Below are 24711 nucleotides of genomic sequence, written 5' to 3'. Positions count from 1 at the left end.
AAAATTACTTATTTATTTCAGATAATTCATGAGCTGCGTACGAATTTCCTGATTTAGCAGATTTTTCAAACCATGAAATTGAATTGGAAAGATTTTTATCAACACCTAAGCCATCTAGGTACATTTTCCCTAGATGGTATTGTGCGTTGTGATCTCCTTGATTTGCAGCTTCTAAAAACCATTTATAAGCTTGTGAATAATCTTGCTTTATGCCATCACCTAAAAAATACATAAGCCCTAAATTATATTGAGCATCAACCTCACCTTGTTCAGCAGCTTTTATATACCATTGAGATGCTTTTAGTTTATCTTGTGACACTCCATGCCCATGTAGATACATATTACCTATATTATTTTCAGCAGCAGAATACCCAGCATTAGCTGCTTTTAAATAATATTCAGATGCTTGAGCGTAATTTTCTTGTACACCTATTCCATCTTTATAAAAATTACCAAGCTCATTTAATGATGGTATATCGCCTAAAGCAGCAGCATCTTCAAATAACTTTTTTGCTTGAGCATAATCATTTTTAATACCTGAATCACTACTTAGAAGAATAGCTAAATTATATTTAGCTTTTGCATATCCTTTATCAGCCGATAATTTATACCATTTAAATGCTTCTATAATATTGGGTTTTAGGTCTTTATAACCATCTGTGAACAAAACTCCCATATTATATTGAGCTTCTGGATCTCCTTGTTCAGCTTTAGATTTAATCTCATTTATATCAATAGCGGAACTATTAGAGCTATATTGTTGATTATTGTGGTTATCATCATTTGATTTAGCACAGCCTGAATTTAAAACACTAAGTAAGCAAATTGTTAAAAAAATTTTTTTTGATAACATATTTTTATCTCAAACATAAATAATTTGATAATTTACTATAAAGAGACTTATATTTCCTTATATTGAACATAAAATTAACATAAACAAAAGAATAGTAATGACTTTGCCCAAAACCATCCGACCCGATGGACAAGTCCAAGCCAATCTCAGCTATGGCTCAGGGCATATTTATGGCATTGCTTTTAGCCAACAAGACATGGTGGCATTCCAACGAGATGATTTACACCGAGAAACCACACGCCTGCTTGCCAATGGCTTGGTGCAAAACAAAAACTATAATGATGTGGGCTTACTCAGTTCACAAATCATTCGACATGAACAAGAAACACTCGATCAATTACAACAAGCAAAACATCAAGCAGAACGACATTACCACTACGATAACAACTACCTACTGACTCAGGTGGATGACAGCCGATTAGGTAAATTAAGCTATCAATACGACCTAATTGGGCGCTTAATTAAAGCACAAAATCCGTATAGTTCTGAAAGCTTTAGTTTTGATCCTGCGGGGAACTTGATCGACCCGATTGCGACACAAACATCACAAGTCAAAAATAACCTGATCACCCAATATCAAGGCAAGCACTACAAATATGATACGCAAGGCAATGTGATTGAAACCAGTCAATCAGGTCAGACCTTAAAACTGACTTGGGATAACCTTAATCGTCTGATACAAAGCGATCACAATGGTCAAATTACAAGCTATGGTTATGATGTATTTGGTCGTCGATTATACAAACACAGCCTCAATGACGCCAAAACAGCACATAGCTCAGAACTTACTTTATTTGGTTGGGATGGTGATTTGATGATCTGGGAGTCATACAAAACTAACTCCAATCAACTCAACAAACAAAACTACACCAAACACTATGTTTATGAACCAGATAGCTTTGTACCGTTATTACAAACAGGCTATACCCGTTTTATTGAACTGATAGAAACACCTGATTATCGTCAATTCCAAGATGTCCCTTATTCGATTTATAAAGACCCAGTGTGGAAAACAGACACCAGAAAGAACAAAGCTGAATTAGAACGAGTTGCGTTTTATCACTGTGACCAAGTCGGTACACCACAAACCTTAAGCAATGAGTTAGGCGAATGTATTTGGGAAATTAAACAGGACACATGGGGAACAACACAAGAAATCAAAACCGCAAATGAATCCAATCCACTTGAGCAAAGTAATCTAAGATTCCAAGGGCAGTATTACGATAAAGAAACAGGTTTGCACTATAACCGTTATCGTTATTACGAGCCGTATAGTGCAAGGTATGTGAGTAAAGACCCGATTGGGCTGTTTGGTGGGTTAAATAACTCGGTTTATGTAAGTGATCCAAATCAGTGGATTGATCCGATGGGGTTAATGGGAGATAAAGACAAAAACGCATCTGATTATGATCGTTATAGTAAGATTGCCAATGCTCATTATGCTAAAGAAAAAGCTGATGATGCAAAAGCATTAGCAAAATTAAAAGCTGCTAGAGAAGTTGTAAAAATAAATGACGCTAGGTATGAACAACAGAATAGACCAAGTACTGGCATATTGGGTGCGTTATTACCTAATACTATGTCTGGTTTAGCTAGAAATTCTAATGATGCCAACACTTTGCGTCAATTAGGAGCAATACGAAATAATAATTTGCAGGCGGTTGCCGTTGCTGGATATGCACCTTATGTTATTGCTGGTGCTGGTGCTGGTGCTGGTGCTGGTGCTGGTGCTGGTGCTGGTGCTGGTGCTGGTGCTGGTGCTGGTGCTGGTGAGGCTGCACCAGTGTTACTACAGGTTGGTCGAGAAGGAGTAAAAAAATTACCTAATTTAGGAAAAGCTTCCGTTCAAAATGCAAAAAATATTTGGGCAAATCCAGTAAATCAAGCTGTTATAAAGACATCAGGTGGTAGTATGGTTGTGGACTCTACCTTCCAAACTATAGATATGATTAAATGTAAGTGTGTACAATGGGATGGTTCGAGAACTGCAGTTGCAGGAGCTTCCGGAGCTGTCTTTGGGGCATGGGGAGGAACGATGGCTAAAGCAGCAGGAGTTAATCATGTTGGTGGCTTATCATTACCTAAAAATATAATGGATAAAAATATAGCTGGAATAGTTATTTTTGGTAATCAATTTCTTATGCAACAAACATCCTCTAGAACGGCAAATAAAATTATTTCGGATCAGAAAGCAAAAGAGGCGAAAAAATAGAATGCTGACAATTATTGCTGAAGTAATCATTTCTTTCTTTGTTTCTAATTATGAAAGTGAAAAATATCCATATTTAATAAGTTTTTTTAAAGGGATAGTTTTAGGTGTTTCTGCCTTTTTTTTATATATGCTGATTGATTTTTTTAATAATGATTTAATGGATGTAGAAAAAATAATATTATCTTTTTTCGCATCATTAGGAATTGGTTTGTTAGCTTCTTTATTCTTTATGGGATGTAAATGGTTAGATTTAAACTCATAAAATTAGCTGAAAAAGAAACCGAAATTAATTATGCTCTATTTGTTGATAAATAGTATATCTGAATTTTTTGGAAGTCATTTTAGATGTAATAATCATCCAGTTTTGTATTTTTTTATCCGTTCAATAATTCTTGGAATTTTTATTTTTTTTGTTAGCACTCTTTATGCTTATTTAAAAATTGATGACTTTGGAGTTGGTGATATTGTTTTTAATTTATTAAACGGAATTTTAATTGGATTTATTACGTCAATATTTATTTTGATTTGGGGTAAAATTGTAGAGTTTATAGATAGAATTTCACGGAAATAGTTAAAATGGCTTTATATAAATATTTTAAAATTAATTTTAAATATTGTTGAAAACCTAGTTGTTTAGGTGTTCTAATTATTGATGAGTCTAAGAATAAGAAAATAGGTAATACTAAAGATACCGAGCCTTATGCTAAAGGTTTAATGTACTCATTTGGAGGATTGTAGATGAAAACTATTCTAAGTATATTTTTTTCTTTAATGTTATTACTTTCTGGTTGTATTGATCAAAAAAATATTGAATATGGAATGAATTTACGGCAAATAGAAAGAAATGTTACTCCTGAAGAGTCCAACTATTTTATAAATATGGAGTATATTTTTGAAATCTATGATTTTTTTATTTGAAAAATTCTTTGTAAGAAATTTAAGAACATACTACTTCGAAGAAAGAGTGGGGAATTTTAATATGGAAAATTATATTAATATTGTTAAACCTAAATTATATGAAAAAGGATGGAGATTGGTGGAAAAAAATAATTATGGTGAATATTATTGTGATGAAAATAACAATGAATTAGGTGTTACTTTTCCAACTAATGATATTAAATTAGATGGAGTAAACTTAGGTTATTTTACTTATCAAAGTTACAATATAGCTAGTTAAATAAACTATGCTACATTTGATTAAACCCAATATCTAAAGCCTCAAGAATAGTTTTCTGTTGTTGGCTAACAATATGTCTGACTTTTCTTTTTAGTATAGACCAAGCTTTTTCAATTGGATTGAGGTCTGGACTATAAGCAGGCAAATACATCAGCCTAGCATTGTACTGGCGAGCCAATTCCTCAATTTTTCGACCTTTGTGAATAGAAGCATTATCTAAAATTAGTAAATATTTTTGAGGCTGACCATTTTTATCTCTTGTTAGATCTTTAAGTAAATATTCAAGCCAGCCAGTAAAAGTATTGCGATCACATGAGCCCTTAAAAATTAGGGGAGCAATGAATTTAAACGTTGCACTTGATCGAACAGCACTGATTATATTTAGTCTACTTCCATGCCCACCTGTTCTTAATGCACGACAACGTTTTCCTTTCTCAGACCAACCATATTCAGCAACCTCATTGGTATTTATACCTGATTCATCAATGTATAAAATATACTCTTCACCATATTGCTGTTTCCATTGTGGTAGGAACCATTGGAATACTGCTCGTCCTATTTTGCAGGCTTGTCTGTAGAGAAAACTCTTTTTTTATAACTCCACCCCAGCTTTTTTAAAGCAAATAAGATATTGGCATAGCTGACGGAATAACCAAATCTTTGCTCAAATAATGGCACCAGATCTTTAGCCTGTGAAAATGATGTTGTTTCAACAAAGATTTTGAAAGCCTTTAGGTCTTTAATTTTATAGGGTCGACCTGCTTTTTCGGGATGTGGTCTATTCGCATTTCCTTGGAGATGTTCGAGCTGAATCCAGAGATCTAAAGTCGTTCTTGCAATCTTAAAAACAGTACATGTTTTAGACTTATTCTGGCATTCTTTGTAGTAGTCTAGAGCTTTGTATCGAAGATCATTGGAGTATGGCTTAGGCATAACAGCAGTCAGTAAGGTTTTTTTTATAGTGTAGCAAACTTTATATATTTAGCTATAAGCTAAATGTTGCATTAAGTTATGATATTAGTGGTGGGAAGAAGGAATGTCAATATAATGGGAAAAAACAAAATAATGCCAAACCTGATGTAAGAGTCTGAAATAATAGAATTAATCGCAGAGGTTATAATTAGTATTTTTATTTCAAAATTTAAAGCAGAAGATCATCCGTATCTGATAAATTTTTTTAAAGGGATAACAATAGGTTTAATTGGATATGTTTTAGGAAATATATTGGGGTATATCAAAAATCATAAAGTCATGGAATACAGTAAACAAATTCTTTTTTTTATTGTTACGCAATTTATAGGCTTTGTTTGTTTTATTTTTTTATCGATGGTTGATTTTTTAAATGGAGGAAAAAATAAAAGCTAAGAATTTTATGCGAATACTTTTAAGTTTTATTTTGATTATTTAGTAGAAAATTTAAAAACAGATTTTTATAAAGATCCAGAGGTATTAGATGAAGCAAACCCAAAATATAGTGAATTTGTAATGCATTCAAAAAAAGCTTATCAATTGTGTATTAAGGAATAGGTTGTATTGATCGGTTCGATATTTATAAAAGATAATCTTTCAAAGGATTAATTGAATAATTTCAATTGTAAATTTAGGTGCTAATTAGATGAAACTTCATATTTTATGCTTAATGACGGTTTTACTAGCTTCGGGATGTACTGAAGGTAGTCAAAGCAATAAAAGAGACAATTTAACAAAAGATAATAAAGATCATACAACTTACACATCCAAAACTGATTTAGAGAATGCAGTGAAAACAAATGATCCTAATGCAATATTTGTTTTAGGTTCAATGTATGCCACTGGAGAGGGAGTTGATCTTAATCCAAAAAAGGCATTTGAATTATTTGAACAAGCTGCAAACTTAGGAAACGATGAGGCAATGTTTCAACTTGGTTTGATATATAATGATGGGTCAAACTACTTAAAAGAAATTGATAATAAAAAGGCTTTATATTGGTATAAAAAAGCAGCTGAGAAGAATAATGCAGCTGCCCTACATAACATGGGAGTAGCATATTATGATGGTGTCGGCGTTGCTCAAAATAAAAGTCAAGCTTACGAATATTTCCATAAAGCAGCAGAGTTAGGTTTTTTACAATCACAAATAATAGTTGCTTATCAATTATATACAGGTACGGGAATAACAAAAGATTTAAGCCAGTCTTTTTATTGGTCTATGAAAGCAGCAGAGCAAGGAGATATAAAATCTCAAAATAATGTTGCCCTCAACTATGAGAAAGGTGAGGGAGTTGAAAGAGATCCTATTAAGTCTCTGAATTGGTTTATAAAATCAGCGAACAATGGTAATGTTGAAGCTCAGTATAATACCGCTCTTAAGTATTTTTCAGGAAATGGTACCAATCAAGATTTTAGTAAGGCAATTGAATATGCTGAAAAAGCGGCAACTTCTAATAATAAAGCTGCTATGGCATTATTAATTGATATCTATTCAAATACAAAAAATCCGAATTATAATACAGAAAAAGCAAACTATTGGAAATCAAAACTTGAATGAATCATGATTTTATAAAATTTAAGCTTTTATTTAACCTTGTAGTAAAGTAGTTAGAAATATGAATGTTAAAAATATTATATTTTTTATAATTATTTATTTGACTTCTGCATGCACAGAAGGTAGTCGGAATAATAAAACAGAAAATTTAACAAAAGATTATAAGGATCTTACAACTTATACGTCTAAAGCTGATTTAGAAAGTGCAGCGAAAGAAAATGATCCAGAAGCAATATTTGTTTTAGGTTCAATGTATGCCACAGGAGAGGGAGCTGAAGTTAATCAAAAAAGGGCATTTGAACTATTTGAACAAGCTGCAAAATTAGGATCTTCTAATGCAATATTATAATTAGGGTTAATTTATCGAAATGGTAATAACTATATAAAAAAGGATGATAGAAAGGCTTTAGAATGGTTTGAAACTGGTGCAAAAAAAGGGAATCCCTCAGCTATACATAATCTTGGTTTAGCTTATTATAAGGGGGTTGGTGTTAAGGAAGACAGAAGTAAAGCATTTAAATATTTCATTCAGTCTGCCCAGCTTGGTCTTTTACAGTCTCAAACTATAGTTGCTTCACAGTTATATAGAGGAGATGGAGTAACTAAAAATCTAAGTGAATCTTTTAAATGGTCTATGAAAGCAGCAGAACAAGGAGATGTGGAGTCACAAAATGATATTGGAATATCATATGAGAAAGGTGAGGGAGTTGATCGAGACCCTATTCAAGCACTGATATGGTTTGAAAAAGCAGCTAAAAATGGAAACATAGAAGCCCAATATAATGCAGCATTGAAATACTATAGTGGTGGTGGCGTTGTACAAAATTATGATAAATCTATTAAGTATGCAGAGATGGCTGCAAGCAATGGGAATAAACCAGCAGTAGAGTTATTGTTAAATATTTACTCTGATGAAAATAATCCAAAATATAATCCAGAGAAGGCAAACTATTGGAAACCTAAGCTTGAATGATTCATGGTTTTACAACAATAGTTTTTATTTAAATATTTGTTATTATTAAAAATAAATTAATTAGAGTTATGGCAGCTCGATTAGATCAAATATGGCAATTAGGCTATTCGTACAGAACAGGTGGAAATAATGAATTTAAAAAATGAATATCAGTCATTTTCCCACCTAAACCACTTGTCTCAAGTCGCGAGCTGTTTCCTGTAACAACGGCAAAATATGCGTAATTAAATAATCTTGAGTCGTACGGATCGTTGGAGACACAATATTTAAAGCTGCAACTACATCGGCATTGGCATCATAGATCGGTACAGCAACTGCATGTACACCTAACTCATGTTCTTCACACGAGTAGCACCAATCTTGTTCCTTAATCTCATGCAACAATGCCAAAAACACTTCACTGTCTGTATGGGTATATTTAGTCAATCGCTTCAAAGGATATTTTTCTAACCACTCTTTTTGCTCATCTTTATTTAGATGTGCCAACAAAATTTTGCCTGCGGATGTGGCATGAGCGGGGAGTCGGTTACCCAAATGCAAACCATAAGGATTAACACGATCAGTTTGTTGATGCGCTGCACTACGTGCAATAGTAATGGCTTCATAACCATCCAGCACCATGACTGAATAAATCAGTGATGTTTGATTGGTGAGTAAGTTTAATAAAGGCTGACAAATTTTAGGTAAGGGAGAACCATCCAGATACGCACCTGAGAACTTTAAAATTTTGGGGGTTAAATAATAATAATGACCATCAAAGTCCAAATACCCCAAGTATTCTAAAGTCAGTAAATGACGACGTGCAGCAGCACGGGTCATGCCTGCTTTCTCTGCGGCTGTACTCATATTTAAACGATGACGTTCAGGACCGAAGCAATCTAAAATCGCCAAGCCTTTGGCAATACCTGCGATAAAGTCTTCATGTCGAATCACTTTCTTATTTTCACGGTGATGAATCAAGCGACGATTTTTATTTTTATCATTTTCCATAATTTAGAGCATTCCTACAAAATCCTTTGATGAATAATTATTCTAATCGAAACACGACTAATTTAGTTGGATAATGTTCGATGATCGAACATTAAAAATAATAATCGCACAAAATAGCTTTTAGAAGATAGAAGTCTGTTCAGAATTTATCAAGAATAAAGATAAGAAATCCGAACAAAACACTCAACTTGGTTTTATCGACTTTTAGGATGAAAAGTTGAGTGCTACACAGTACAGGAAGTAGTCAGATGATTGATAAGCGTGCCGGCTCATTGACAGAGGTTTTGTCACAAATCAAGGATGGTTCAACCATTATGATTGGCGGCTTTGGAACGGCAGGACAACCCGCAGAGCTAATTGATGGATTGATTGAGCTTGGCGTCAAAGACTTGGCCATTGTCAACAACAATGCAGGCAATGGCGATTATGGTTTGGCAAAACTCCTCAAATCAGGGGCTGTACGTAAGATCATCTGTTCATTCCCACGCCAGTCTGATTCATGGGTATTTGATGAACTCTATCATGCAGGCAAGATTGAATTAGAACTTGTTCCTCAAGGAAACTTGGCATGTCGTATTCAAGCAGCGGGGATGGGTTTAGGGGCAGTATTCACACCAACAGGTTTTGGTACATTGCTTGCCGAAGGAAAAGAAACCCGTCATATCGACGGAAAAGACTATGTGCTTGAGTATCCGATCAAAGCTGATTTTGCTTTGATCAAAGCCCATCAAGGCGATCGTTGGGGCAATCTGGTCTATCGTAAATCTGCACGAAACTTTGGACCGATTATGGCGATGGCGGCGGATGTCACCATTGCACAGGTTTCTGAAATCGCAGAACTCGGTCAACTTGATCCTGAACATATCATTACACCCGGGATTTTTGTACAGCATGTGGTTGCTGTCAATGCAGGACAGGGAGAAGCACAATGAGTTACCAAAAACTAAGCCGTGATCAAATTGCAGAACGTGTTGCACAAGACATTCCCGATGGTGCTTATGTGAATTTAGGTATTGGTTTACCGACCAAAATCTCGAAATATCTTCCTTCAGACAAAGATGTATTCCTACATTCTGAAAATGGTTTGTTGGCGTTTGGTCCACCCCCTGCCAAAGGCGAAGAAGACCCTGAACTGATTAATGCAGGCAAAGAGTTTGTCACCATGCTCACAGGCGGAAGCTTTTTCCATCACGGCGATTCTTTTGCCATGATGCGTGGTGGGCACTTGGATATTGCAGTATTGGGTGCCTTCCAAATTGCTGAAAATGGTGATCTTGCCAACTGGCATACAGGCGCTCCTGATGCGATTCCTGCGGTGGGTGGTGCGATGGATTTGGCAGTCGGTGCCAAAAAAGTCTTTATCACCACTGACCATGTCACCAAACAAGGCGAACCCAAAATCGTGGCTGAGCTGACCTATCCTGTGACTGGCAAAAAATGTGTCGACCGGATCTATACCGATCTGTGTGTGATTGATGTGACTCCAGACGGTTTAAAAGTGATTGAAAGAGTAGCGGGTCTCAGCTTTGAAGAATTGCAGTCGATGACGGGTGCTCAATTGCTTGATGCAACACAAGGATAATAAATCTCCTCTAACCCTTTTTTTTAAAGGTGAGAAGCACTGCTTCTTAAGAGAGATTATTTAAGGAAAAACACATGAAAAATGCTTATATCATTGATGCCATTCGAACTCCATTTGGTCGTTATGCCGGTGGACTTGCAGCTGTAAGAGCGGATGATTTAGGTGCTGTGCCGATTCAAGCCTTAATGCAACGCAACCCTAGCGTGGATTGGCAACAAGTCGATGATGTGATTTATGGCTGTGCCAATCAGGCAGGTGAAGACAACCGAAATGTGGGTCGTATGTCTGCATTATTGGCAGGGCTGTCTGTCGAAGTGCCTGCAACTACGGTCAATCGTTTATGTGGTTCTTCACTGGATGCGATTGCGATGGCAGCACGGGCGATTAAAGCCGAGGAAGCCGATCTGATCATTGCAGGTGGTGTGGAAAGCATGAGTCGAGCACCCTATGTGATGGGCAAATCCGACAGTGCTTTTGGGCGTAGCCAAAAGATTGAAGACACCACCATGGGTTGGCGCTTTATCAATCCAAAGCTAAAAGACATGTATGGTGTAGAAACCATGCCACAAACGGCTGAAAATGTGGCTGAGCAATTCAACATCAACCGTGCTGATCAAGATCAGTTTGCATTGAACAGCCAGCAACGTACAGCAGCAGCACAGGCACAGGGCTTTTTTAAACAAGAAATTGTTGCTGTGACCATTCCTCAGCGTAAAGGTGATGATTTGCTGGTGGATCAAGATGAGCATCCACGAGCGTCAACCACATTGCAAGCCTTGCAAAAATTAAAAGGTGTGGTGAAAGCAGAAGGTACGGTAACTGCGGGTAATGCTTCAGGAATTAACGACGGTGCAGCCGCTTTACTGATTGCATCAGATCAAGCCGTTACACAGTATCAATTAAAACCACGTGCCAAAATCATTGCAGCAACAACCGTGGGAATAGAACCTCGAATCATGGGTTTTGCACCTGCACCAGCGATCAAGAAATTACTTCAACAGGCACATCTGAGTTTAGCGCAGATGGATGTGATTGAGCTGAATGAAGCCTTTGCTGCCCAAGCTTTGGCAGTGACTCGTGATTTAGGCTTGGCAGATGATGATGCACGGGTCAATCCGAATGGTGGTGCGATTGCTTTGGGGCATCCATTGGGTGCATCAGGTGCCCGTTTGGTGACAACCGCCCTCAACCAACTTGAACAGATTCAAGGGCAATATGCCTTGTGTTCAATGTGCATCGGTGTGGGTCAAGGCATCGCCATGATTATTCAACGCGTCGAGTGAGGTCTGTGATGAGCCAGTTATACGCCAGCTTATTTTATCAACCTGATGTCACTGCGATCTTTAGTGATCAAGCTTTATTGGGTTATATGATTCAAGCCGAAGTCGCTTTGGCAAAAGCGCAGGCACAGGTTAATGTGATTCCAGAATCAGCGGCTACCGTTATTGAACGTGTTGGGCAAGAAGCTTTAATGCACATAGATATCAATGCATTGGCTGTTGCAGCTGGTTTGGCTGGAAATATTGCGATTCCTTTTGTGAAGCAATTTACAGCCTTAGTTAAACAGCAAGATGAAGATGCCGCTCGTTATGTACATTGGGGTGCAACCAGTCAAGATATTATTGATACAGCAACCATTTTGCAGTGTCGAGATGCATTGATCTTGATTGAGCAACAATTGCAACAGACGTATCAGGTCTGCTTAAAGCAAGCACAACAATACCGTGATCAAGTCATGATTGGGCGTACATGGTTACAACAGGCTTTACCGATCACGCTTGGACATAAGTTTGCACGTTGGGCGGCTGCTTTGCAACGTGATCTTGAACGTCTTAATCGTATGCAACAACGAGTTTTAACCGCCCAACTGGGAGGTGCTGTAGGTTCGTTGGCTTCTTTGCAAGATCAAGGTTCCGCTGTGGTTGCAGCTTATGCAAACACACTCAATTTAACTGCACCCACATGTACATGGCATGGTGAGCGAGATCGCATGGTTGAGATCGCCAGCGCTTTAGCTTTGATTGTTGGTAATGTCGGCAAAATGGCAAAAGATTGGTCATTGCTGATGCAGACTGAAATCGCCGAAGTCTTTGAACCCACTGCAAAAGGTCGCGGTGGTTCATCCACGATGCCTCATAAACGTAATCCTGTTGCAGCAGCTTCAATCCTTGCAGCAGCCAATCGTGTTCCTGCTTTGATGGCAAGCGTTTACCAAAGTATGGTGCAAGAGCATGAACGTGCTTTAGGGGCTTGGCATGCTGAATGGTTGGCAATTCCTGAAATTTTTCAATTATGTGCAGGTGCTTTAGAACGGACACATGATGTATTGGCACATATACAAGTAAATGCAGTCGCCATGCAACGTAATCTTGAGTGTACTCAAGGTTTAGTCATGGCAGAAGCAGTCATGATGGCACTTGCAGTAAAAATTGGGCGTTTAAATGCGCATCATTTGGTTGAACAAGCATGTCAACAAGCAGTAGCTGAACAGAAACATTTAAAAACGGTATTAGCCGAGATGGATCAAGTCAATACCTACTTCAATGAGCAGGCGTTGCAAGCATTGTTTAACCCGACATCTTACTTGGGCAATATTCAGGCTCAAATTGATGCAGTACTGCAAGCCGCACAAGAGGATCAAAGATCATGATGATCAATAACCGTCAAGGACACCAACTTGCTGTGCAAGTACAGGGTTTGAAAGATGCTCCAGTGATTATGTTTTCCAACTCTTTGGGAACTGATCATGGGATGTGGCAAGCACAGGTTGCTGTATTAGCAGAGCATTATCAAATTATTACTTATGACACACGTGGTCATGGTGAGAGTGAGGTGGTTGCCCACACAACCTTGCAAAATCTAGCTGAAGATGCAGTGGATATCCTTGATGCTTTAAACATTACCAAAGCACATTTCTGTGGTATTTCCATGGGTGGAATTACTGCGCTTGCTTTGGCGATCAACTATGCTGAACGTTTTCATAGTATTACCGTAGCAAATTCAGCCGCAAAAATTGGCACTGCTGAAGCGTGGAACAGTCGAGCGGAGAATGTGGAGCAACATGGTTTAGCTGAAATCGTAAAAACGACACATACCCGTTGGTTTAGTGAGCATTTTGATTATGCCCATGATGTATTGGCACAAAAAACCATTCAAAGTTTAGCAATGACAACATCACAAGGTTATGCCAATGCCTGTAGAGCTTTGGCAGATGCAGATGTTCGCGATCAGCTAAATCAAATCCAAATACCCACATTGATTATTGCGGGGCAGTATGACCCTGTCACCACAGTTCAAGATGCAGAATTTATGCATCAACTTGTTCAAAACAGTCAGCTTGAAATCTTGGCAGCTTCCCATTTATCCAATATTGAACAGCCTCAAGTGTTCAATCAGGCGCTGTCTAAGTTTATTCAAAGCATATAACCGCAAGGGTTAGAAAGGAATTCGCCTACAAGGAGGCAACTATGGCACAGGAATTTGCTGCCCCAAACAAGAGTATGGATGCGCAGGCGCTGATCAATGATGCACCTGTCAGTAAATATCAGTGGATGATTGCAATTATTTGTTTTCTCATCGTATTTGTCGATGGTATTGATACTGCTGCAATGGGCTTTATTGCACCTGCTTTGGCGCAAGATTGGGGCATTGATCGTTCCCAACTTGGACCTGTCATGAGTGCAGCACTGGGTGGAATGATCATCGGTGCATTGGTTTCAGGTCCTACAGCAGATCGCTTTGGTCGCAAGATTGTTTTGACTATTTCGATGCTGATTTTTGGTGGTTTTACACTGGCATCTGCTTATGCACAAGACTTAAACAGCCTTGTGATATTACGCTTTTTAACAGGTATTGGTTTAGGTGCGGCGATGCCAAATGCCACTACCTTGTTCTCAGAATATTGTCCACAACGCATTCGCTCATTGCTCGTGACCTGCATGTTCTGCGGTTATAACTTGGGGATGGCGATTGGTGGATTTATCAGTAGTTGGTTAATCCCGACCTTTGGTTGGCACAGTCTATTTTTACTGGGCGGAATCGCACCACTGATACTTATGGTATTGGTCATTTTCGTGTTGCCAGAATCTTATCGCTTCTTGATTGTCAAAGGACAATCAACAGAGAAGGTTCGCAAAATTTTAAACCATATTGCACCACAGCAGGTAAAAACTGCGCAAACCTTTCATATTCCAGAAGAGCAGTCTGCTGTTGCAGAAAAGAAAAATGTATTCGGTATGTTGTTTTCAAAACAATATGCCAAAGGCACGCTCTTACTTTGGTCGACCTATTTTATGGGCTTGGTGGTGATTTATTTGCTGACCAGCTGGTTACCGACCTTGATGCGTGAAACGGGCGCGACCATGGAACGAGCTGCATTTATCGGTGGTTTATTCCAGTTCGGTGGTGTGATGAGTGCCTTATTTATTGGTTGGGCGATGGATCGCTTTAACCCAAATCGCATTATTTCCGCTTTCTATTTTATCGCAGGTTTGTTTGCAGTCGCTGTGGGGCAAAGCCTAAGCAATCCAACTTTATTGGCACTATTGGTGTTATGTGCCGGGATAGCCATCAATGGTGCGCAATCTTCTATGCCTGCTTTAAGTGCTCGTTTTTACCCAACGCAATGCCGTGCAACAGGGGTTGCTTGGATGACGGGTATTGGACGATTTGGTGCTGTGTTTGGTGCATGGATCGGGGCTGTTTTATTGGGCAATGATTGGTCTTTTACCGCTATTCTCAGTTTGCTCATGATTCCAGCAACCGCAGCAGCCATCGCTATTTTTGTTAAATCTTTGGTTGCTCATACCGATGCAACCTAATGCTCATTTTTCTAGATGAGGAATAACGTCAATGAATGATGATCAACGCTATCAACAAGGGCTTAAAGTCCGTACCGAAGTACTTGGTGAACAACATGTCGGCCGCTCTTTAGCGAACCTAAATGATTTTAATCAAGACTTCCAGAATTTTATCAGTCGATTTGCATGGGGTGAAGTATGGTCTCGTGAAGGTCTACCACGTCATACACGTAGTTTAGTGACCATTGCGATTTTATTGGCATTGGGACGAGAGGATGAACTCAGAATGCATTTACGTGCTTGTTTTAACAATGGTGTGACCAAGGATGAACTTAAAGAATTGATTTTGCATAGTTCATTATATGCAGGTTTGCCAGCAGCAAATGCAGCAATGCATATGGCTGAAGACGTTTTTAAAGAGCTGGGTATCGAAGTGCAGCCTATTGCGACACCACTACAAGATTAAGGAGACCAGCATGTTAAGTCATACATTGGGTGCATATCCACAACGTAACACCGATGATCATCCGCCAGCATATACACCGGGCTATAAAACCAGTGTATTACGCTCGCCAAAAAATGCATTGATTTCGATTAATGAAACCTTGACAGAAGTGACCTCACCGCATTTTTCCCCCAATCTTTTTGGTGCGAAAGATAATGATTTGATTTTGAACTATGCCAAAGACGGTTTACCAGTCGGTGAACGTATTATTGTCCATGGTTATGTTCGTGATCAGTTTGGTCGTCCAGTCAAAAATGCCTTGTTAGAAGTTTGGCAAGCCAATGCTTCAGGGCGTTATCGTCATCCAAATGATAAGTTTATCGGCGCGATGGATCCAAACTTTGGTGGCTGTGGTCGTACTTTAACTGATGAAAATGGATTCTTCATTTTTCGTACCATTAAACCGGGTCCTTATCCGTGGCGTAACCGTATCAATGAATGGCGTCCAGCGCACATCCATTTTTCATTGATTGCAGATGGTTGGGCACAGCGCTTAATTTCGCAGTTCTATTTTGAAGGCGATACGCTGATTGATAGCTGCCCAATTTTAAAAACGATTCCTTCTGAAGATCAGCGTCGTGCCCTGATCGCACTCGAAGATAAAAACAACTTTATTGAAGCGGATAGCCGTTGTTACCGCTTTGATATTCATCTTCGTGGTCGTCGTGCGACTTATTTTGAAAATGATTTGACTTAAGGGTGTATACGATGAACGCATGGAATTTTCAAGAACTGAAAGAGACCCCATCTCAAACAGGTGGTCCTTATGTTCATATTGGCTTATTGCCTCAACAAGCCAATATTGAAGTGTTTGAACACAACTTTAATCACCAATTGACCAATGACAAAACTCAAGGGCAACGTATTCGCCTGGAAGGTCAAGTTTTTGACGGACTGGGTTTGCCATTAAGAGATGTGTTACTGGAAATCTGGCAAGCAGATAGCAATGGTGTTTATCCAAGTCAGGCAGATACCCAAGGCAAAACTGTAGATCCACATTTTCAAGGCTGGGGGCGTACAGGGGCGAATTTTGAAACAGGTTTTTGGCATTTTGAAACTGTAAAACCCGGTGCTGTAGCTGGACGTAAAGGTTCGATTCAAGCACCTCATATTGCCGTGGTGCTGTTTGCACGTGGCATCAACATTGGACTACATACCCGTATTTATTTTGAGGATGAAGTAGATGCCAATGCCAATGATCCAGTTTTAAACAGTATTGAATGGGCGACTCGTCGTCAGACTCTTATTGCCAAACGTACGGAAGTTGATGGCGAAATCGTCTATCGCTTTGATATTCGTATTCAAGGTGAAGATGAAACGGTATTTTTTGATATCTAAGTATTTTGTCAAATCTTACTTTGATCATCATGGAGTTTGATCAATTTATGATTTTCCTCCCCGTAAAAAGGGAGGATGAATGCGATTTAAGTACATTGGTTTAAAGCATAGGACATTAAAACAGTATCTATATTCGAATTATTTATTACAGATCATCTATTAAGGAAGATGGAAAATGAAATTAAAAAAAATTGCAGCAGTGATGCTGGCATTGAGCCCAATTTTTACATTGCAAATGACACAAGCACAAACACTTCCAGTACAGCGTGTTGAATTATCTGAACTGGCAAAACTTCCAGTGAAAACGATTGTACCGATTACTGCCAAAACTCAAGAACAAGCCTTGGCGCAAGCCAAAGTGATTGCAAGTAATCCCGATGCAGATTTAGCGGAATTCCGTATCGACTTGCTCGACTTTGCCAACAACACACAACAAGTGATTGCTTTGGGGCATCAACTTAAACAGATTTTAGGCAGCAAGCCGATGATTGCTACCATTCGCACACACAATGAAGGTGGGCAGTTGACCATCACTGATGCGGATTATGCAAAAATTTATCAAGCTTATTTAAAGCAGCCATTTATGGATATGTTAGATGTGGAGATGTTCCGAGATCCACAAGCCGTAAACAGTATCGTAAAACTGGCACATGCCAAAAAAGTATTGATTGTGATGTCGAATCACGATTTTAAAAAGACACCTAATGAAGATGAGATCATTCAACGTTTACTTAAACAGGATGAGCTTGGGGCAGATATTTTAAAAATCGCAGTGATGCCACAAAGCAAACAAGATGTATTCACCTTAATGAATGCCACTTTAAAAGTGAGTCAACAATCCAAAAAGCCATTATTGACCATGTCGATGGGCAAGTTGGGCACTATTTCTCGAATTGCTACGGCAAATATGGGCGGCAGCTTTAGCTTCGGCATGATCGGTGAAGCTTCTGCACCCGGTCAAATTGATGTAACCCAATTGAAGCAGTTATTGAAAACTGTTCAACCTACACCATAATTTAAAAGGACTTTTAAGACATGAAATTGATTTCTTTACGTTTAAGCGCATTGGCGATAGGGCTTGCAGTTTCTGGTTTAGCAATGGCGGAAAGCTATGTGGTAGACCGCTATCAGGATGACAGTGAAAAAGGTTCATTGCGCTGGGCAATTGAACAGGCAAATGCCAAACCGACTGAGGCCAGTGAGATTTTGATTCAAGCGGTTGGGACAGCACCTTATACCATCAAGGTGAATAGTCCTTTACCTGAGATTAAAGCACCCGTAAAAATTACGGGAACCCAATGGGCGAAAACAGGTGAATTTATCGCCATTGATGGTTCAAATTATATTAAAGGGACAGGTGTTGAAGCTTGTCCGGGAGCGGTTGAAGGGCAGTTTGGTACCAATGTGCGTACCACAACTTTACCAGGCTTAGTTTTGCGTGACATCAACGGGGTCACTATTCAAGGTGTAGAAATTCGCCGTTTCTGTATTGGTATTTTAATGAATCGTGCCAGTAATAACCTGATTCAAAATAACCGCATTATGCATAACTATGGTGGTGCAGGCGTGATGTTGACAGGAGATGATGGCAAGGGCAATCCTACTGCAACCACCACCAATAACAATAAAGTGCTGAATAATTATTTCCAAGACAATGGTGATGGGCTTGAATTAACCCGTGGTGCAGCATTTAACTTGGTTGCAAATAATCACTTTATTTCAACATCTGCAAATCCAGAGCCATCGCAAGGTATTGAGATTTTATGGGGCAATGACAATGCCGTGGTGGGCAATAAGTTTGAAAACTATTCAGATGGCTTGCAGATCAACTGGGGCAAGCGAAATTATATTGCCTACAATGAACTGACCAATAACTCGAATGGTTTTAACTTAACAGGCGATGGCAATATTTTTGACAGCAATAAAGTCCATGGAAACCGTGTTGGTATTGCGATTCGTTCTGAAAAAGATGCCAATGCACACATCACGCTTACCAAGAACCAAATTTGGAATAACGGTCAAGACATTAAGCGCTGTGAAGCGGGGGGGAGTTGTGTACCTAATCAACGTGTAGGTGCGATTATCTTTGATATTCCGGGATTGGAACATGCGCACTTTGTGGGTTCACGTGGTCATGGTGTCAAGATTGATCCAGCAAATTTACAGAAAACTTGTCAACAGCCGAATGAGCAAGGTTGTAATGCTCAACCAAATCAAGGCATTCAAGCACCTAAATTAAGCTATGCCAAAGGTCAAGTTACGGTTGAAGTCAAGGGGCAACCAAATCAACGTTATCAGATTGAGTTCTTTGGAAACACTTCAGCGAGCTCAAATGAAGCAGAATTTTATTTAGGTTCAGCTGTTGCTGCGACCAATGGACAAGGTCTAGCCAAGCTTTTATGGAAACCGACCAATAAATTCGCATCTGTTACCGCAAATATTACAGATCGTTTGGGTGCAACTTCTGAACTCAGTTCAGCTGTGAAATTAAAATAACAATCAGGAGCTTGAGATGAATTCAAAAAGATTTTTGATCAAACTGAGTTGCTTGACTGTTGCGCTTTGTACTGTTCAACACAGCTTTGCGAATCAACCGTGGTCACAGGATCGTCAGTGGTTATTGGGTGATTGGAATGGTGAGCGTCAACAACTGGAAAAACAAGGTTATAAATTTACTGCTTCTATTATGAGTCAAGCAGCCACCAATTTAGATGGCGGTTATAACGATAGCAATACTTTTAAAAATGCAGCGCAACTGGCGTTAGGTGCAAATTTTGATCTAGAGAAAATAGCAGGTTGGGACAATACCACCGCCAATATTTTAATCACCAAGCGTGATGGCAATGCTTTGACTTTGGATCGTATTAAAGATCCTCGTTCGAGTGCATTGGGAAATTCACAAGAAATTTATGGTCGAGGTAAAATTTGGCGTCTGACTCAAGCATGGGTCAAAAAAGGATTTGCTGACAATACAGTTCAATTCAAGATTGGGCGTATGGGCATGTCTGACGACTTCAATGGTTCACAGTGTGAATTCCAGAATTTATTACTATGTGGCGGACAGCTTGGAAAATCTATTGGCTCCATTTGGTACAACTTACCTGTGGGGCTATGGGGAACCAATGTTAAATATCAATTTGCGCCAGATTGGACACTGGGTGTGGGTGTCTATGAAGTCAATCCAGACAATATTAAAACCGCCAAAAATAGCGATGGTTTTAATTTGGATATGAATAATGTCAAAGGTGCAACAATTCCTGTTGAACTGGCTTGGCGACCGAAACTCGCGACATTCGATGGTTTGCCAGGTGAATATAAAGTCGGTGCATTGTATTCGACAGCTGAAGCCAATGATATTGCAACCACGGGTAAAGTACATGACGGTAAACACAGTTTTTGGTTGAATGCACAACAACAATTGAGCCAAAAAGGCAATGATCCTAAACATGGTCTATATGCCAGTGTGAATGTCGTGGTGAATGATAAAGCCACCACAGCAGTCCAAAGCACACAACAATTGGCGCTTTGGTACAAAGGACCATTTGATGGTCGTCCAAATGATTCTATTGGTTTTGGTATTGCCAATTATGTGGTGAATGATCGTTATAAAGACCGTCAAATTGCGCTGAATAATAGTCGTGGTTATGACGAATACGATGCATTTGCAGCAGACTATGTTCCTGTTCAACGTGATGAGTTAAATATTGAACTGAACTATACCTACCAATGGTCACCAGCGGTCATGCTCAGACCAAACCTACAATATATTCATCAACCCGCAGGTGTTAAAGAAGTGGATGATGCATGGGTTGCAGGTTTAAGCATGCGTGTAAATTTCTAATCTAGGAGTATGACGTATGTCTGAATCTTCGAACTCACATACTATACTGAAAATATGGTGTTTTATTTTAGCATTGGCTTTATTACTCACAGGACTGTTTTTTACAGTGGGTGGGATAAAACTGGTGACCTTGGGGGGATCATGGTATTTCGTGATCTCTGGCGTACTCACCTTAGCTTCTGCGATTTTCATTTTTAAGAAAAAAGTGATCGGTGTCGGCTTATTTAGTCTGGTTTTTATCGGTACATTGATTTGGGCTTTGATTGACGCAGGTTGGGAGTTTTGGCCTTTATTCTCAAGACTGATGTTTCCAGCAGGCTTATTTGCAGCATTGATGTTTAGTTTACCAGCCATTCGCCGTTATCAAGCTCAACCGAGCATGAGTCTACCTGCTTATGGCTTGGGTGTTGTGACTGTTGTTGGGATGCTGATTGGACTTTATCAGATGTTCCAACCACATCCAACGGTTGCTGCAACGGGGCAGGCATTGCCATTGGTTCCTGTTAAAACAGACATGAAACAAACCAACTGGCAACATTATGGGCAGGATGCAGGGGGAAGCCGTTTCGCTGCATTGGATCAAATCACTCGAGATAATGTACATCAGTTAAAAGAAGCATGGCGTTTCCGTACAGGTGATTTTACTACAGGTACAGGCAATGGTGCTGAAGATCAAATGACCCCATTGCAAGTCGGCAATAAGATCTACTTATGTACACCGCACAATAACATTTTTGCCTTAGAAGCAGATTCAGGAAAACAACTTTGGAAAGCTGAAGTGAATTCTAAGTCTGATGCGTGGGAACGTTGCCGTGGTGTGGCTTATTTTGATTCAACCCAAGCATTGGTTCAGCCAACTTTGGCAGGTGCTACGCCTGTTCAAGCTGTGGCAAACAATACCTCATGTTTGCGTCGTGTTTATACTAACACACCTGATGGTCGCTTAATCGCAGTCAATGCGGATACAGGTGAACGCTGTAAAGATTTCGGGGTGGATGGTACTGTAGACTTACTCAAAGGTTTGGGTGAGGGAACCACTGCACCACGATTTGAAGTAACCTCAGCACCAACCATCGCAGGTACAGTGATTGTTGTGGGAAGTCGAATTGCGGATAACTTTGCAGCAGATATGCCCGGTGGTGTGATCCGCGCTTATGATGTGATTACAGGGCAATTGCGTTGGGCTTTTGATCCACGTAATCCAGATCCAAACCATGTGTTAAAAGAAGGTGAAACTTATAAACGCAGTTCAGCAAACTCATGGGCTGCGATGTCTTATGACCCGCAAATGAATACGGTATTCTTGCCGATGGGCAGTTCTTCTGTGGATGTTTGGGGTGGCAATCGCCAACCGTTGGACCATAAATACAATTCATCTGTCTTGGCTTTGGATGCGACTACGGGCAAGGAAAAGTGGGTTTATCAAACTGTTCATAATGACTTATGGGATTTTGATTTACCGATGCAACCGAGTTTGGTCGATTTCCCAATGAAAGATGGTTCGAATAAACCTGCTGTGGTGATTGGAACGAAATCCGGTCAGTTTTTTGTCTTGGATCGTTTGACGGGGCAACCTTTAACCAAGGTGATTGAGCAAGCTGTCAAGCCAGCAGATATTCAAGGTGAACAATATAGTCCGACACAACCTCGCTCTGTTGAAATGCCGCAGATTGGTAATCAAACCATTACTGAATCGGATATGTGGGGCGCTACACCATTTGATCAATTGATGTGTCGTATCAACTTTAAATCAATGCGTTATGAAGGCTTATATACTGCACCGGGTAAAGATAAATCGTTAAGTTTCCCAGGCTCTCTCGGTGGTATGAACTGGGGCAGTATTGCTTTCGATCCAAGTCATCAATATATGTTTGTCAATGACATGCGCTTAGGTTTATGGATTCAGTTGATTGAACAAACACCTGAAGATTTGGCTAAACAGGCAAATGGTGGTGAGAAGGTCAATACTGGGATGGGTGCAGTACCGATGAAAGGTACGCCGTATAAAGTCAATAAAGATCGTTTCTGGTCGAAGTTGAATATTCCATGCCAAAAACCGCCTTATGGCACCATGACTGCGATTGATATGAAAACTCGTCAAATTGCATGGCAAGTACCAATGGGAACAGTAGAAGATACTGGACCGATGGGGATTAAGATGGGGCTGAAAGCACCGATTGGAATGCCAACCATTGGTGGTCCAATGGCAACGCAAGGTGGTTTGGTATTCTTTGCTGCAACGCAAGATTACTACCTACGCGCTTTGGACTCATCTTCTGGTAAAGAGCTTTGGAAAGCACGCTTACCTGTGGGTAGCCAAGGCACACCGATCAGCTATGTATCTCCGAAAACAGGCAAACAATATGTCATGATCACAGCAGGTGGAGCGCGTCAATCACCTGATCATGGTGACTATGTGATTGCATATAGTTTGAAATAAGTCTTTATTTTAAACACTAGCAAAAACTGCAATCCTAAGTGATTGCAGTTTTTTTATGAGTTTTCCTAAATAGCTTGGATCATTAACAAATAATGAATAAGACTTTAATCTTTTTCATTATATTTAAAAATTTAATAAAATCATGAATTTATAATTATTTTTTGAATCAGGATGCTAGATCTATTTTAATCTAGAATGTGATTTAGGTTTTAATTTTTTCCTTAAATTTTAGTTAAACTTACTGTTTGAATGATTACAGAAATGTCATTAAATTAAATAGATCAATAATTTATTTTTTTAAATTGGTAATTAATTAAGGTAAAAGTAAATAATGGTTATGTTAATAAAATTATAATATTTAGTTGTTTTTAAAATATAATTGTATTTTTAAATTTTTATTAATAATTTAGTTTAAGTTAAAATAAAAATAAATTAATTAGCTTAACTAAAATATTATAATCTCTTCATCATTCGTCAATTATAAAAATATTTTCTTGATTGCTTAAATTTAAATCAAATAGATTTTTTAAAAATTTAACAGCGGAAAGTTGTTTGTATTTTATTGTATTATATAAATAAAATAAATAAATGATAAAAAGTAATGTATTAGTATGACAATAAATCAATCAAAAAAAATGTGACAGATGTATCATTTGAATCAGAGTGAAGTTCCTGATTTATTTTTGAACTATTGTTATTTTTTTTATAACAAGGTAGTTTTAAATAAATAGTAACTAGATTCACAAATTTGGAATTATTAATTAAGTGAACCTTACTGTTAATAAATATAGGTGAACAAAATAATAATTCAGTACTATTTTTTATTAAAATCCAATGAGGTTTATTGCATGAAAAGTTTATCTTTATCGACAGTAAGTGCGTTAGTTTTAGGTTTAGCATGTACACATACTTTTGCTGTAGACGGCACAATCACTGTCAATGGTGTAGTGACTGATAGCACATGTACATTAACTGGGTCAGGTCCAGGCACTGCTGGCTCTAAAAATATTATCGTGACTCTAGATACAGTTCCAACTTCTACTTTTACAACAGCAAACCAATCTGCTGCAACGAAAAGCTTTGACCTACAACTTAAAAATGGTGCAGGTACAGGTGGCTGTGATGCGGCAACAAATAAAGCACTTAAAGGTTTGTTTTTAGAAACAGCGGCGGCTGCGGATTATGATGCAACAGAAAAAACAGCTTTAGTAAACAAGTCAACAGATGCTTCATCTGCTAAGCCAGTATTTATTCAAATTTTAACTGATGCAGATACACCTGTAGATTACTCACAAGCTTGGGGTACACAAGCAAAAAGTGCGATCACAGGGCTTGCAGCAGATGGTACTGGCACTGCAACCATGACTTATAAAGCACGCTACTTCACTAAAACTGGTTCTGTAGATGCGCAGAATGTGACAGCAACTGTAAATTATACATTGCAATATAACTAATCTGTGTTTGCTTAAATTGTGAA

21 protein-coding genes and 2 pseudogenes are annotated in these 24711 nt (G+C 38.7%); 19 read left to right on the top strand and 4 right to left on the bottom strand.

Annotated elements, in window-relative coordinates; translation table 11 throughout:
- Positions 1-4: 4 nt before the first annotated feature.
- A complete protein-coding gene (locus F938_RS06790) occupies positions 5-853 on the bottom strand; it encodes a tetratricopeptide repeat protein (RefSeq protein WP_005030584.1) in 849 nt (282 codons plus the stop codon).
- Between the two features lie 103 nt (positions 854-956).
- On the opposite strand from F938_RS06790, the pseudogene F938_RS24990 reads away from it, so the two are divergent.
- The 3 genes and pseudogenes from F938_RS24990 to F938_RS06765 form a co-directional block, all read left to right on the top strand.
- Positions 957-3065 (top strand): annotated as a pseudogene (locus F938_RS24990) (RHS repeat-associated core domain-containing protein); the annotation flags it as partial.
- A gap of 1 nt (position 3066) precedes the next feature.
- A complete protein-coding gene (locus F938_RS06780; RefSeq protein ID WP_005030582.1) occupies positions 3067-3327 on the top strand; it encodes a hypothetical protein in 261 nt (86 codons plus the stop codon).
- A gap of 639 nt (positions 3328-3966) precedes the next feature.
- Positions 3967-4242: a hypothetical protein gene (locus F938_RS06765; RefSeq protein ID WP_010591188.1), complete on the top strand. Its 276-nt coding sequence runs from the start codon at positions 3967-3969 to the stop codon at positions 4240-4242.
- Positions 4243-4252: 10 nt separating this feature from the next.
- Here the strand turns inward: F938_RS06765 and F938_RS24985 are convergent, their stop codons facing one another.
- Both F938_RS24985 and F938_RS06755 read right to left on the bottom strand, forming a co-directional pair.
- Positions 4253-4801 (bottom strand): IS630 family transposase, encoded by a 549-nt coding sequence (locus F938_RS24985; protein WP_082179805.1) that lies wholly within the window; start codon positions 4799-4801, stop codon positions 4253-4255.
- Entirely contained in the window at positions 4798-5175 is a 378-nt protein-coding gene (locus tag F938_RS06755; protein WP_005029849.1) for an IS630 transposase-related protein, read from the bottom strand. Before F938_RS06755 ends, F938_RS24985 begins: the two co-directional genes overlap by 4 nt.
- A 682-nt stretch (positions 5176-5857) precedes the next feature.
- Between F938_RS06755 and F938_RS06750 the strand changes: the two genes are divergently transcribed.
- Both F938_RS06750 and F938_RS06745 read left to right on the top strand, forming a co-directional pair.
- Positions 5858-6769, top strand: coding sequence for a tetratricopeptide repeat protein (locus tag F938_RS06750; protein ID WP_005030576.1), 912 nt, complete (start codon positions 5858-5860; stop codon positions 6767-6769).
- A 58-nt stretch (positions 6770-6827) separates the two neighbouring features.
- Positions 6828-7739 (top strand): annotated as a pseudogene (locus tag F938_RS06745) (tetratricopeptide repeat protein).
- Between the two features lie 165 nt (positions 7740-7904).
- Here F938_RS06745 and pcaU read toward each other — a convergent pair.
- The gene (gene pcaU / locus F938_RS06740; protein ID WP_005030568.1) at positions 7905-8729 is read right to left on the bottom strand and encodes an IclR family transcriptional regulator PcaU; all 825 of its coding nucleotides are present in this window, start codon (positions 8727-8729) and stop codon (positions 7905-7907) included.
- A gap of 248 nt (positions 8730-8977) precedes the next feature.
- Here pcaU and F938_RS06735 point away from each other — a divergent pair, with 248 nt between their 5' ends.
- The 14 genes from F938_RS06735 (at position 8978) to F938_RS06670 (ending at position 24688) form a co-directional block, all read left to right on the top strand.
- Positions 8978-9661: a 3-oxoacid CoA-transferase subunit A gene (locus F938_RS06735; RefSeq protein WP_005030566.1), complete on the top strand. Its 684-nt coding sequence runs from the start codon at positions 8978-8980 to the stop codon at positions 9659-9661.
- A complete protein-coding gene (locus tag F938_RS06730; RefSeq protein WP_005030565.1) occupies positions 9658-10311 on the top strand; it encodes a 3-oxoacid CoA-transferase subunit B in 654 nt (217 codons plus the stop codon). The genes F938_RS06735 and F938_RS06730 overlap by 4 nt, the downstream gene beginning before the upstream one ends.
- Positions 10312-10385: 74 nt before the next feature.
- Entirely contained in the window at positions 10386-11594 is a 1209-nt protein-coding gene (pcaF, locus tag F938_RS06725; protein ID WP_005030563.1) for a 3-oxoadipyl-CoA thiolase, read from the top strand.
- An 8-nt stretch (positions 11595-11602) separates the two neighbouring features.
- Positions 11603-12961, top strand: a complete 1359-nt coding sequence (locus F938_RS06720) for a 3-carboxy-cis,cis-muconate cycloisomerase (RefSeq protein WP_005030561.1) — start codon at positions 11603-11605, stop codon at positions 12959-12961.
- Entirely contained in the window at positions 12958-13737 is a 780-nt protein-coding gene (gene pcaD / locus F938_RS06715; protein ID WP_005030559.1) for a 3-oxoadipate enol-lactonase, read from the top strand. Before F938_RS06720 ends, pcaD begins: the two co-directional genes overlap by 4 nt.
- A 41-nt stretch (positions 13738-13778) precedes the next feature.
- Complete coding sequence (locus F938_RS06710) at positions 13779-15131, top strand: 4-hydroxybenzoate transporter PcaK (protein ID WP_005030557.1); 1353 nt, start codon at positions 13779-13781, stop codon at positions 15129-15131.
- A gap of 31 nt (positions 15132-15162) precedes the next feature.
- A complete protein-coding gene (gene pcaC / locus F938_RS06705) occupies positions 15163-15576 on the top strand; it encodes a 4-carboxymuconolactone decarboxylase (protein WP_004828626.1) in 414 nt (137 codons plus the stop codon).
- A 10-nt stretch (positions 15577-15586) separates the two neighbouring features.
- Positions 15587-16312 (top strand): protocatechuate 3,4-dioxygenase subunit beta, encoded by a 726-nt coding sequence (gene pcaH, locus F938_RS06700; protein WP_004828629.1) that lies wholly within the window; start codon positions 15587-15589, stop codon positions 16310-16312.
- 11 nt (positions 16313-16323) lie between these two features.
- On the top strand, positions 16324-16953 hold the full coding sequence (pcaG, locus tag F938_RS06695; protein WP_004828630.1) for a protocatechuate 3,4-dioxygenase subunit alpha: 630 nt from the start codon (positions 16324-16326) through the stop codon (positions 16951-16953).
- A 235-nt stretch (positions 16954-17188) separates the two neighbouring features.
- Positions 17189-17968 carry a type I 3-dehydroquinate dehydratase gene (gene aroD / locus F938_RS06690; protein WP_370469258.1) on the top strand — a complete coding sequence of 260 codons (780 nt, stop codon included), beginning with the start codon at positions 17189-17191 and terminating at the stop codon, positions 17966-17968.
- A 20-nt stretch (positions 17969-17988) separates the two neighbouring features.
- On the top strand, positions 17989-19449 hold the full coding sequence (locus F938_RS06685) for a right-handed parallel beta-helix repeat-containing protein (protein WP_005030552.1): 1461 nt from the start codon (positions 17989-17991) through the stop codon (positions 19447-19449).
- A gap of 16 nt (positions 19450-19465) precedes the next feature.
- Positions 19466-20794: a carbohydrate porin gene (locus F938_RS06680; RefSeq protein ID WP_005030550.1), complete on the top strand. Its 1329-nt coding sequence runs from the start codon at positions 19466-19468 to the stop codon at positions 20792-20794.
- Positions 20795-20810: 16 nt separating this feature from the next.
- Complete coding sequence (locus F938_RS06675) at positions 20811-23234, top strand: glucose/quinate/shikimate family membrane-bound PQQ-dependent dehydrogenase (protein WP_005030547.1); 2424 nt, start codon at positions 20811-20813, stop codon at positions 23232-23234.
- A gap of 848 nt (positions 23235-24082) precedes the next feature.
- Positions 24083-24688, top strand: coding sequence for a fimbrial protein (locus F938_RS06670; RefSeq protein WP_005030545.1), 606 nt, complete (start codon positions 24083-24085; stop codon positions 24686-24688).
- Positions 24689-24711 lie beyond the last annotated feature (23 nt).

Source organism: Acinetobacter bereziniae LMG 1003 = CIP 70.12 (assembly GCF_000368925.1).
GTDB classification, from domain to species: Bacteria; Pseudomonadota; Gammaproteobacteria; order Pseudomonadales; family Moraxellaceae; genus Acinetobacter; species Acinetobacter bereziniae.
Note: the sequence above shows the minus strand (reverse complement) of the source record. Positions and strands in the feature narration are given on the sequence as shown.

What these genes read in the sequence shown, in the direction of transcription:
- F938_RS06710 (WP_005030557.1), top strand. Translation starts at nt 13,779, where the DNA reads ATGGCACAGGAATTTGCTGCCCCAAACAAGAGTATGGATGCGCAGGCG.
- F938_RS06790 (WP_005030584.1), bottom strand. Translation starts at nt 853, where the DNA reads ATGTTATCAAAAAAAATTTTTTTAACAATTTGCTTACTTAGTGTTTTA.
- F938_RS06675 (WP_005030547.1), top strand. Translation starts at nt 20,811, where the DNA reads ATGTCTGAATCTTCGAACTCACATACTATACTGAAAATATGGTGTTTT.
- F938_RS06680 (WP_005030550.1), top strand. Translation starts at nt 19,466, where the DNA reads ATGAATTCAAAAAGATTTTTGATCAAACTGAGTTGCTTGACTGTTGCG.
- F938_RS06780 (WP_005030582.1), top strand. Translation starts at nt 3,067, where the DNA reads ATGCTGACAATTATTGCTGAAGTAATCATTTCTTTCTTTGTTTCTAAT.
- F938_RS06765 (WP_010591188.1), top strand. Translation starts at nt 3,967, where the DNA reads ATGATTTTTTTATTTGAAAAATTCTTTGTAAGAAATTTAAGAACATAC.
- pcaU (WP_005030568.1), bottom strand. Translation starts at nt 8,729, where the DNA reads ATGGAAAATGATAAAAATAAAAATCGTCGCTTGATTCATCACCGTGAA.
- aroD (WP_370469258.1), top strand. Translation starts at nt 17,189, where the DNA reads ATGACACAAGCACAAACACTTCCAGTACAGCGTGTTGAATTATCTGAA.
- pcaC (WP_004828626.1), top strand. Translation starts at nt 15,163, where the DNA reads ATGAATGATGATCAACGCTATCAACAAGGGCTTAAAGTCCGTACCGAA.
- F938_RS06730 (WP_005030565.1), top strand. Translation starts at nt 9,658, where the DNA reads ATGAGTTACCAAAAACTAAGCCGTGATCAAATTGCAGAACGTGTTGCA.
- pcaD (WP_005030559.1), top strand. Translation starts at nt 12,958, where the DNA reads ATGATGATCAATAACCGTCAAGGACACCAACTTGCTGTGCAAGTACAG.
- F938_RS06670 (WP_005030545.1), top strand. Translation starts at nt 24,083, where the DNA reads ATGAAAAGTTTATCTTTATCGACAGTAAGTGCGTTAGTTTTAGGTTTA.
- F938_RS06685 (WP_005030552.1), top strand. Translation starts at nt 17,989, where the DNA reads ATGAAATTGATTTCTTTACGTTTAAGCGCATTGGCGATAGGGCTTGCA.
- F938_RS06755 (WP_005029849.1), bottom strand. Translation starts at nt 5,175, where the DNA reads ATGCCTAAGCCATACTCCAATGATCTTCGATACAAAGCTCTAGACTAC.
- F938_RS06750 (WP_005030576.1), top strand. Translation starts at nt 5,858, where the DNA reads ATGAAACTTCATATTTTATGCTTAATGACGGTTTTACTAGCTTCGGGA.
- F938_RS06720 (WP_005030561.1), top strand. Translation starts at nt 11,603, where the DNA reads ATGAGCCAGTTATACGCCAGCTTATTTTATCAACCTGATGTCACTGCG.
- pcaG (WP_004828630.1), top strand. Translation starts at nt 16,324, where the DNA reads ATGAACGCATGGAATTTTCAAGAACTGAAAGAGACCCCATCTCAAACA.
- pcaF (WP_005030563.1), top strand. Translation starts at nt 10,386, where the DNA reads ATGAAAAATGCTTATATCATTGATGCCATTCGAACTCCATTTGGTCGT.
- pcaH (WP_004828629.1), top strand. Translation starts at nt 15,587, where the DNA reads ATGTTAAGTCATACATTGGGTGCATATCCACAACGTAACACCGATGAT.
- F938_RS06735 (WP_005030566.1), top strand. Translation starts at nt 8,978, where the DNA reads ATGATTGATAAGCGTGCCGGCTCATTGACAGAGGTTTTGTCACAAATC.